Source organism: Streptococcus sp., assembly GCF_019414905.1.
In the GTDB taxonomy this organism is placed as follows: Bacteria; Bacillota; Bacilli; order Lactobacillales; family Streptococcaceae; genus Streptococcus.
Genome location: NZ_DXLC01000141.1, coordinates 1 through 9131, shown reverse-complemented (window position 1 = coordinate 9131; position 9131 = coordinate 1). Strand labels below are relative to the sequence as shown.

Genomic DNA, 9131 nt, shown 5'->3' with positions numbered 1-9131 from the left:
CTTAGTCAAGAAATCTCCCAAGAATTGGATTGCAAAGATAATCAAAATGATAATGATGGTTGCCAAGATGGTCACATCGTGATTGTAGCGGTTAAATCCATAAGCGATGGCTACGTTACCAATACCGCCAGCTCCAACCGCTCCGGCCATAGCTGTTTCCCCAACAAGTGAAATCAAGGTCACAGTCGTCACACGGATCAAATCTGGAAGACCTTCGGATAGATAAACACCCACGATATCCCAGAATGTCGCTCCGCTAGCTTGAGCCGCCTCAATGACACCACCATCTAGCTCAGCCAATACCACCTGTACTTGACGGGCAAAGAAGGCAAAAACTGCAAAAGAAAGCGGTACGATAGCCGCATTTGGACCAATGCTTGTCCCTACGATTAGATGGGAGAAGGGTGACAAGACTGCCAAGAGAATGATAAATGGAACCGCACGGAAAATAGAGGTGATTTTATCCAAAATCCAGAAAACGACCTTATTTTCTAAGACACCACCTGGCGCTGTCAAGACGAGGAAGAGACCTGCAACAAGCCCCAAGAAACCTCCGATGATGAAGGAAAGAACTGTCATATAAAGAGTTAGGTAGATGGCTGTTCCCCAGCCTGCTTGACCAGCCCAGCCCATTTTATAAACATTTGGTAAATAGGTTTGAATCAATGATTCCATCTTACTGTCCTCCCTTCAATACTTTTAGCTGCACACCTGCTTGACGAATGGCTTCTTGGGCACCTACTAGCGCTGCTTTTTCACCAGACAGCACCACAACCAATTCTCCAACAGGAGTGCCATCGAGGATTTCGATATTCCCATAAAGGATATTAGCCGTTACTTGGTAATGCTTGTACAATTCATTCAAAAGTGGCTCGTCCTTTGAAGAGCCTGCATACTTTAGTTGCACCAAAAGGCTATTTTCAGACAAGTGTTCCACGATTTCTTGCTTCTCGATTTTGACCATAGCTTCGTCAATGCCTGTGGCTGTCGAGATAAAGTCTTGGGTCAAAGGTTGTTTAGGATTTGAGAAGATTTCAAGGACACTACCCTCTTCAATCAAGTGCCCATCTTGCATAACTGCCACACGATTGGCAATGTCTTTGACAATCTGCATTTCATGCGTAATCAAGACAACAGTCAAGCCTAATTTTTGGTTCAAATCTTGCAACAAGGCCAAAATCTGCTTGGTTGTCTTAGGGTCAAGGGCAGAAGTTGACTCATCTGAAATCAAGATTTTTGGATCATTGGCCAAGGCACGCGCAATGGCCACACGCTGTTTTTGCCCTCCAGATAGTTGTGAAGGGTAATTTTCAGCACGGTCTGCCAAGCCAACCAAGTCCAACAACTTAGCTACTTTAGCCTTCTTTTCTTCCTTGCTGAGTCCAGAGTGTTTAAGGGCAAAGGCTACATTCTCCTCTGCCGTCTTTTGACTCATCAGGTTGAAATGCTGGAAAATCATTCCAATATCTTGACGTTTGCGACGCAACTGCTCTGCCGTCAAAGTGACCTTACCATCAAAAATCACATCGTCGTCAATGGTAATTTTCCCTGCAGATGGTTTTTGCAAGAGGTTAATCACCCGTACAAGGGTTGATTTCCCTGCTCCAGAATATCCAACAATTCCGTAAATATCCCCTTCTTGGATGTGAATGGTCACATCCTTGACCGCTGTGATGATTCTCTTCTTTTGGTGAAAAGTCACATCGATCTGATCTAACTTGATAATGTCTCTACTCATAGCTTCTAATCAGCTCCTCTACTAATTCAATATGGGTGTAGTAATCGGCGATTCGCACGTTCTCATCTCCACCGTGGTCCCGGCTATTAGCATTTCCTAGACCGAAGGCCACCATTGGCACCTCTAGGGCATCAAAGACCGTATGCATAGGCCCTGTTCCAGCTGTAGTCGGCAAGACTGAAACGCCCTGTGGATAGAATTTCTTAGCCAACTCGATTACATTGAGAATGGCTGGCGCACTCATATCGCTTCGATAGCTCATCTCTCCCAAGGTATAGTATAATTCTACCTTATCAAAGCCATTTTTGTCTAGCTGTTTCCGAATTTTTTCCAGAACATCATGCGGTTCTAGGCCAGGAACCAAACGAACTTCTAGCTTAGCTCTGGCTTCTGCTGGCAAAATCGTTTTAACTCCTTGCCCTTGATAACCTGACTGAATCCCTTCGATATTAAGAGCTGGCTCAAAAAAGAAACGTTTTAGGAAGTCTGCACGATCCTCTTGTAAGAGAGGCAATTCCAAACCATAAATCTGGCTTATTTCCCCTGGATTGCGTTGGGCATAAGTATCCACCAAGGCTAGTTCTCGTTCATTTGGCTCCTGAACTTCTTCGTACAAACCTTCAACCAAGATACGGCCATCTGCTGCACGAAGAGACTGTAAGGCTTGAAGGAGATACCAAGGAGCTGATTCCACAACCCCACCATAACTAGAGTGGATATCGACATCAGCGCTTTTTACCTTGGCATCAAAGGTCACAATCCCCTTATTTCCACCAGAAATTTCTAGCTGTTCCAAGGCATTTTTGGTCCCTTGTTCCCAGACCAACAAATCTGCCCCACGGAATTTATCCGCATGTTTTTCTAGATACTTATCTAAGTCTGTCGAGGCCGATTCCTCCGCTCCCTCCATGATAAAACTAATGTTGACAGGCAAATCATCATGGTGCTGCATATATTTTCTCAAAGCACTCAAACGAGCCGTGATATGACCCTTGTCGTCATCAACCCCACGCCCATACATGAAGCCATTGCGGACCGAAAGAATAAAGGGATCATCTGTCCAGACCTGATCCCCATCCGCTGGCACAGTATCATAGTGGTTATAGAAAATCAAGGTCTTGGCATCTGGACGTGAACTCTTGAAATGCGCCATGACAAAGGGCGCCGTATAAGTATCATCAATCTCCACTTCAGCTCCAACACGTTTGAAAATCTCACCCAGATAGGTTGCAACTTCCTTGAGCCCAACCTGCTGGGCAAAGACTGATTTCTTAGAAATCAAGGTACGCAAAACCTCAAAATAATGCTGGGCTACATGATCCTTTTCGAATTTTTCAATCTGTTCTTGTTCACTAGGAAAAACCATATTCTCTCTACCTTTCTATGAACCTAAAGTCCTCTTTACAATCCATGCTCTATACAAAAGCAAGAGGTGGAATTTTCTCTCCCACCTCCCTGTTTCTTATTACCAAACTGGTTGATCCAAACCGTCTGATGTTTCTTCGATAACTTTTTTCACGTCATCTGTGTGGTAAGCTGCGATCACTTTCTTGATAGCATCAGCCTTAGGTGATGTTTCCCAATCTTTTTTCGCAACGATGATGTTGTACCATTGTTTTGAGTTTTCATCAGCTTGTTCTTTGAAAAGTGCTTTCTTGTAGTCCAATTTTGCTTCTGTAACAAAGGTATTGTTTACAACGGCAGCGTCAACTGATGACAATGAACGAGCTGTTTGGCTAGCGTCCAATTCAGTGATTTTCAAGTTCTTTGGATTTTCTTTGATGTTAGCAACTGTTGCAAGAGCAGTTCCTGACACGTCCAATTTAATCAAGCCAGCTGATTGAAGCAAGTAAAGCGCACGGCTTTCGTTTGTAGCGTCGTTTGGTACAGCAATTTCTCCGTTTGCTGGGATGTCTTCTACTTTAGTGTACTTGTTGTCACTTCCATTCAAACCTGAGTAAAGGCGAATTGGAGAGATGTAAGTATCTGCAATCGCTACAAGGTCTTTTCCGTTTTCTTTGTTCCAGTTGTTCAAGAAGTTATAGTGTTGGAAAGCGTTCAAGTCTACTTCACCATCAGCAGTTGCCTTGTTTGGTTGTGAGTAGTCTGTGAACTCTGTAAATTCCAAGGTAATTCCGTCTTTTTTAACCAATTCTTGGATTTTGTCCCAACGTTTTTCTTCAGAACCGCTACGGTTAACAGTTGCGATTTTGATAGTTGTTGCATTGTCTGCTTTCTTTTCTGAGTTTCCGCAAGCTGCAAGAGCCAAACCTGCGACTGCAGCAAGGGCTGCTACACCAAGCCATTTTTTAATTTTCATGATTCTTTCTCCTTAAAAATAATACCGTACTAGTATCTCACAATTTATTTGATTTCACAAATTGTTATTAGATAGTCAGATATATAGTTTAAAACTATATCCTTAAAAACTGAGAAATCATCCACCTTATTCAGAATGGATGATTTCAAAAAATTATTTAATATCAGCTTCTGCTGGTAGGTAAGTGTCTCCGAAGAATTGTTTAGACAATTTTTCAAGAGTTCCGTCTTTGTAGAGTTCTTGGATACGTTTGTCTACAAATGATTTCAACTCATCTTGACCTTTAGCAAGAAGTGGGTAAACGTAAGGCTGTTGGTCGCTTGGAAGTTCGATAACTTTCAAGTTGTCCAAACCTTGGTCCTTGATGACTGTTTCAACACCGATTTTATCAAAAATCTTGTAGTCAAACTGGCCATCGCTCAAGCGTCCCATGATTTGTTGGAAGTCCGCTTTAGTATACTTTAGGACAGTTGGATTATCTGAATGTTGTTTGTTGTAGTCTTCTAGCTGTTTAGCTGATGTTGTCCCTTGAACAACTTCTGTTGATTTTCCACCGATATCATCAAGCGATTTAATGCTAGGGTCATCTTTTTTCACTACAAGAACGTTAGGGTTTTTAGCAGTTGGAGCTGCATAAAGGTATTTTTCAGCACGTTCTTTAGTGTAGCTGATGTTGCTAACAGCCATATTGTAACGGTCAGCATCAAGTCCTGCAAAGACACCTGACCACTCTGTCTTCTCAAACTTGACATCATATTTGTCAGAATCTTTAAAGATAGCGCGAACCACTTCAATTTCGTAACCAGTCAATTCGCCATTTTCTTCATAGTTGAATGGTTTTGGTGTAGCATTAGTTGCAACGATAATTTCTTTCTTGCTAGCTGCTTCTCCCTCTTTCTTAGCACCACCTGAGCAAGCTGCTAGCACACCTGCAGCAACAAGCCCTAGAGCAGCAAGAGATGAGTATTTAACGATTTTTTTCATGTCATTTCCTCCAAAATAGAATACCTTATAATCTTAACAGAAAAAAACCATTTACGCCATTATATGATATCTATCTCTGTGATAGGTTTTCTTTATGGCTAATTTATACTCAATGAAAATCAAAGAGCAAACTAGGAAGCTAGCCGCAAGCTGTACTTGAGTACGGTAAGGCGACGCTGACGTGGTTTGAATTTGATTTTCGAAGAGTATTAAAAGACCAAACGCAAGACTGCAATTAAGACCACTCCAAAGAGAACTGTTCCGACTAAATTACGGTAGCGAAAGGCTACCCAAGCGGTTGGAAAGACTGCCAAGAAGTCTAGCCATTTGATTTGAGGAAGACTGCCAACCTTGCCTGTCACTACACTTGAAAGAATCAAGGCAAAGATAATAGAAACGGGCAAGAACTTCAAAAAACGCTCAACGATCGCAGGCAAGCCCTTATACTTGACCAAGATGAAGGGAATCATACGGGGAATCCATGTCACCAAGCCAGAGAAAATAACTGCTAATAAAAGATACTTACTGACCATCTAAAACCACCCCCATTGTACAACCTAGCAAGGTCGCAAACAGAACAGCTAGTGACTGAGACACCACTGTCAAGAGCAAAAAGAATGACACCGCAACAACTGCTAAGATAACGAGCAGGTTGCGGACAGGAATCCGTCTTTGCATAATCTGGAATTGCGAAGCAAAAATTCCGATGAACATCCCAACAAGAGCAAAATCTAAACCAAAGATTTCTGGATTTGGCAGCAGGCCACCCAGAGCCGTTCCGACAACTGTCCCCACAAACCAAGCCACATAGCTGTTGAGATTGTTTCCATGCATCCACATAGGATTGACCTTGTCTGCATGGGCCAATTCGCCCATCAAAACACCATAAGTCTCATCCGTCAAGATACTAGACATACCGATATTGTGCCAGAGACTAGTATGACGGAAATAGGTTGACGCATGCAAACTCAACAAAAAGAGACGCAAATTAATCAAAAAGACCGTCATCGCAATAGCTGCTACAGGTGCTTGAACCGCAATCAGTGCCAGCATGGCAAACTGGGCACTCCCAGCATAAACAAAGAGGCTCATCAAGCCCATCTCAACAGGTGTCACATAGGGCGCACCGATAATCCCACAGGCAAGGCCAATACTGACATAACCAAGGGCCGTTGGCATAGCCGCCTGCGCCCCCTCCCAAAATCCTTTTTCTTTCATCTTTCTCCTCATATTGTCTTAATAATACTCAATGAAAATCAAAGAGCAAACTAGAAAGCTGGCCACAGGTTGCTCAAAACATTGTTTTGAGGTTGCAGATAGAAGCTGACGCAGTTTGAAGAGATTTTCGAAGAGTATAAGTAGGCTGAAAAGGCTCCAGCCATAGCATGGACTATTATAACACATTCAGGAAAGAGAAAAAAGTCTGCTGATTGTAATCAGACAGACTCCATTTTATTCTTATTTAATCTTGAAGAATTGAACAATTGCCACAATACCTTGATAAATAAAGACAAAGGCAATGGTGTAACTAATATAGAGACCGGTCATCAATGGGTGTCCCATCATGATTAAACCTGCTACGATTCCTAAAATCCCCATCCAAACTAGAGGGGTACCTACCGATTTATCCGTCTTACGAACCTTGAAACCAACGATAGTTTTTGTAATACCATTTGTCAAGGCCCATAAAGAAATGATAAATGGTACAAATGTTACCATTTCAATAAAGCTACCTGAGAACAAGGTAAGAGCGAGGATGAGGGTAACAATTCCTCCAAATAAATTCCAGCCATGCTTTTCTTCTGATTTGAAGTATTGTACAATCTCAGAAATCCCTTGAACTGCAAATACAAGTGCAAACCAGAAAGTCATGGAAGCCAAGCTAATAAGAGGATGTGCAAACATATTAAAACCTACAAAAACTGCAAAAATACCCGCAATTAGTAACAACCATTTCCAAATTTTCGACATTATTTTTCTCCTTTTTTAGAGTAATCTTCCTCTAGTATTCCATAAATCATCATATCCAAAACCTGTGATAATTGATGTTCATATCCTGAAACCAAGTCAGGCAAACTGCTATCTGACGAAACAGTTAAATAATAGGAACGAAACATATCCTGAATCAATCGCAGATAGTCCATAGCTCGTTTCTCATCAATATGCTCTTTCAGTTTGGATTCTGATATAAGTTTTTGACAAACTTGTTCATTCAAGTCCAAAAAGATAGCTTTTGGATTCTGATATAAGTTTTTGACAAACTTGTTCATTCAAGTCCAAAAAGATAGCTTTCTGTGGTGCAATGTCTGCTTCCAATTCTTCTGGTGTCGCAATCATTGCCTCAAAGAAAATGTGGCTATGTTCTGGGTATTGCTGATAAAATTGGTGACGCCTTTCCATATAATCAGCTAAGGAGGGCACTTGACCTTCCACCCCCAGAAACACTGCCAAAGCTTTCTCAAAACTCTCCTGAAAACAAGTTAGATAGAGGTCTGATTTCCCTGAAAAATTATGATACAAAACTCCTTTGGAAATACCATCCACTTTACAAAGTTCATTGATGACAAAACCTTGATAGCCTTTTGTAGCAAATTCAAACAAAGCAGCGGTAATGATTTTCTCTCTTCGTAGTCTTGTTTTTTCTTCTTTTCTCATGTATTTATCTCTACATTTTTTAATTATAAACCGATTGGTCTGAAATGTCAAGCAACTTTCTCAAAAATTTAACAGTCTGCTGATTGTAGCCATCATAAACAGACTGGAATCCAGTCTCAAACATATAATATACACATTCTTCGCTAAATGTTTTCACGGATATTCAAGAGTATGATAAAGGCAGCTAGAAGAAATAGCAATAAAACAAAGCTAACTGCCAGAGTTCCAAAGCTAGTAGCAATGGTTACCAAAGCTATTGTAAATAAGCTAGGTAAAACAACTGTAATGGCACCGATAGAGGATTGAACTGCTCCCATTGACTCCTCAGGTATTTGTTTAAAAATGAGTTCCTGTAATCGAGGAGAGAGGATACCTGCGAAAAAGGCATCCAAGGCACTAAAGATAAGAATCCAGTCAAAACGAACTGCCACAAAGCCAACTAAAAGGAGTAATTGGATAATAAGCGAGGCATATAGGGCTAGTTTTATGGAGATTGTATTCTTCAGATAGCCACTCACAAGGCTTCCGACAATAAGGGCTGACAATTCAAGGGTGGATAACAAGGCAAGAGATTGACCTGTTTGTAAATTCAAAAAGGGCTGATTCCTCAAAAACAGAGTAGAAACAGGAACTGTAACATTTATCACTGCTTGACTAATAGAGATAATAAACAAAACCAAGAGCACCTTATTCATATTCCATATCAATTTTGATGATTGGAGCAGATGCTGGCAAAAGGATTTTACAGAGAGTCCTTCTTGATAGCTAATCGTTTTTTCTACTTTCAAGAGGTCTGTTTTTATGAAAAGAATACCTAAAAATGCGATTAAAAAGGTCAGAGCATTCAGTAAGGAAATAGACTGGATAGATAGAATACCTAGTAAGACTCCTCCTAGAATATTACTGATTGTTTTCACTAAACTAACAGTTGACTGTTTAAATCCAATAGCTTCTGCCAGATGGTCTTGCCCAATAATTCTAATGAAAATCGGAGTGAGCATGGCGCCTGAAAAATAACTCAATGTGTCAGATAAGAGGTTAATCAGACAAATAAATGCTACTAATAACAAGGAAAAGGACTGCCCTGAAAGTGATAAAGAAACGATAGAGTAAAGCAAAAATTTTGCAAAACTAATCATTGTATATTTTAGGACACGATGATGTTGAAAATCCGCCAAAACTCCCAGAAAGATTTGCAGAACTTGAGGAAGGGTTTCTGAAATCGTGATCAGTAAAATCGCCAAAGGGGCAAAAGATGCATCTGCCACATAATTCAAAAAGGCCAGATAAAAAATCGTATCCCCAACCGTTGAAATCCACTGGTTGATAGTTAATTGCCTAAAATCTCTATTTTGAAGAAATACTTTCATTACAACTCCTTTTTAAATTCAAATGGGAATCTTTCCCCAAGAATAGACCGCGATACTACTAACA

The 9131-nt window shown here is 40.8% G+C and carries 11 protein-coding genes; all 11 read right to left on the bottom strand.

What is annotated here, in order from left to right; translation table 11 throughout:
- Nucleotides 1–675, bottom strand: a 675-nt coding sequence (locus tag QZ359_RS04450; RefSeq protein ID WP_293963029.1) for a methionine ABC transporter permease, incomplete at its 3' end; no start/stop codon positions are given.
- Nucleotide 676: 1 nt separating this feature from the next.
- On the bottom strand, nucleotides 677–1738 hold the full coding sequence (locus QZ359_RS04445) for a methionine ABC transporter ATP-binding protein (RefSeq protein ID WP_293963027.1): 1062 nt from the start codon (nucleotides 1736–1738) through the stop codon (nucleotides 677–679).
- Complete coding sequence (locus tag QZ359_RS04440; protein ID WP_004255000.1) at nucleotides 1731–3104, bottom strand: M20/M25/M40 family metallo-hydrolase; 1374 nt, start codon at nucleotides 3102–3104, stop codon at nucleotides 1731–1733. The genes QZ359_RS04445 and QZ359_RS04440 overlap by 8 nt, the downstream gene beginning before the upstream one ends.
- A gap of 99 nt (nucleotides 3105–3203) precedes the next feature.
- A complete protein-coding gene (locus QZ359_RS04435) occupies nucleotides 3204–4058 on the bottom strand; it encodes a MetQ/NlpA family ABC transporter substrate-binding protein (RefSeq protein WP_000694519.1) in 855 nt (284 codons plus the stop codon).
- Between the two features lie 153 nt (nucleotides 4059–4211).
- Nucleotides 4212–5042 (bottom strand): amino acid ABC transporter substrate-binding protein, encoded by an 831-nt coding sequence (locus QZ359_RS04430; RefSeq protein WP_049500712.1) that lies wholly within the window; start codon nucleotides 5040–5042, stop codon nucleotides 4212–4214.
- Nucleotides 5043–5251: 209 nt separating this feature from the next.
- A complete protein-coding gene (locus QZ359_RS04425; protein ID WP_000253936.1) occupies nucleotides 5252–5575 on the bottom strand; it encodes an AzlD domain-containing protein in 324 nt (107 codons plus the stop codon).
- Nucleotides 5565–6260 carry an AzlC family ABC transporter permease gene (locus QZ359_RS04420; RefSeq protein ID WP_293963016.1) on the bottom strand — a complete coding sequence of 232 codons (696 nt, stop codon included), beginning with the start codon at nucleotides 6258–6260 and terminating at the stop codon, nucleotides 5565–5567. Before QZ359_RS04420 ends, QZ359_RS04425 begins: the two co-directional genes overlap by 11 nt.
- A gap of 240 nt (nucleotides 6261–6500) precedes the next feature.
- On the bottom strand, nucleotides 6501–7013 hold the full coding sequence (locus tag QZ359_RS04415; protein WP_000036821.1) for a DUF308 domain-containing protein: 513 nt from the start codon (nucleotides 7011–7013) through the stop codon (nucleotides 6501–6503).
- Nucleotides 7013–7258 carry a hypothetical protein gene (locus tag QZ359_RS04410; RefSeq protein WP_227325484.1) on the bottom strand — a complete coding sequence of 82 codons (246 nt, stop codon included), beginning with the start codon at nucleotides 7256–7258 and terminating at the stop codon, nucleotides 7013–7015. Before QZ359_RS04410 ends, QZ359_RS04415 begins: the two co-directional genes overlap by 1 nt.
- Nucleotides 7251–7697 (bottom strand): TetR/AcrR family transcriptional regulator, encoded by a 447-nt coding sequence (locus QZ359_RS04405; RefSeq protein WP_004254991.1) that lies wholly within the window; start codon nucleotides 7695–7697, stop codon nucleotides 7251–7253. The genes QZ359_RS04410 and QZ359_RS04405 overlap by 8 nt, the downstream gene beginning before the upstream one ends.
- A 143-nt stretch (nucleotides 7698–7840) precedes the next feature.
- A complete protein-coding gene (locus QZ359_RS04400; RefSeq protein ID WP_000862437.1) occupies nucleotides 7841–9067 on the bottom strand; it encodes an MFS transporter in 1227 nt (408 codons plus the stop codon).
- Between the last annotated feature and the right edge of the window lie 64 nt (nucleotides 9068–9131).

What these genes read in the sequence shown, in the direction of transcription:
- QZ359_RS04445 (WP_293963027.1), bottom strand. Translation starts at nt 1,738, where the DNA reads ATGAGTAGAGACATTATCAAGTTAGATCAGATCGATGTGACTTTTCAC.
- QZ359_RS04440 (WP_004255000.1), bottom strand. Translation starts at nt 3,104, where the DNA reads ATGGTTTTTCCTAGTGAACAAGAACAGATTGAAAAATTCGAAAAGGAT.
- QZ359_RS04435 (WP_000694519.1), bottom strand. Translation starts at nt 4,058, where the DNA reads ATGAAAATTAAAAAATGGCTTGGTGTAGCAGCCCTTGCTGCAGTCGCA.
- QZ359_RS04430 (WP_049500712.1), bottom strand. Translation starts at nt 5,042, where the DNA reads ATGAAAAAAATCGTTAAATACTCATCTCTTGCTGCTCTAGGGCTTGTT.
- QZ359_RS04425 (WP_000253936.1), bottom strand. Translation starts at nt 5,575, where the DNA reads ATGGTCAGTAAGTATCTTTTATTAGCAGTTATTTTCTCTGGCTTGGTG.
- QZ359_RS04420 (WP_293963016.1), bottom strand. Translation starts at nt 6,260, where the DNA reads ATGAAAGAAAAAGGATTTTGGGAGGGGGCGCAGGCGGCTATGCCAACG.
- QZ359_RS04415 (WP_000036821.1), bottom strand. Translation starts at nt 7,013, where the DNA reads ATGTCGAAAATTTGGAAATGGTTGTTACTAATTGCGGGTATTTTTGCA.
- QZ359_RS04405 (WP_004254991.1), bottom strand. Translation starts at nt 7,697, where the DNA reads ATGAGAAAAGAAGAAAAAACAAGACTACGAAGAGAGAAAATCATTACC.
- QZ359_RS04400 (WP_000862437.1), bottom strand. Translation starts at nt 9,067, where the DNA reads ATGAAAGTATTTCTTCAAAATAGAGATTTTAGGCAATTAACTATCAAC.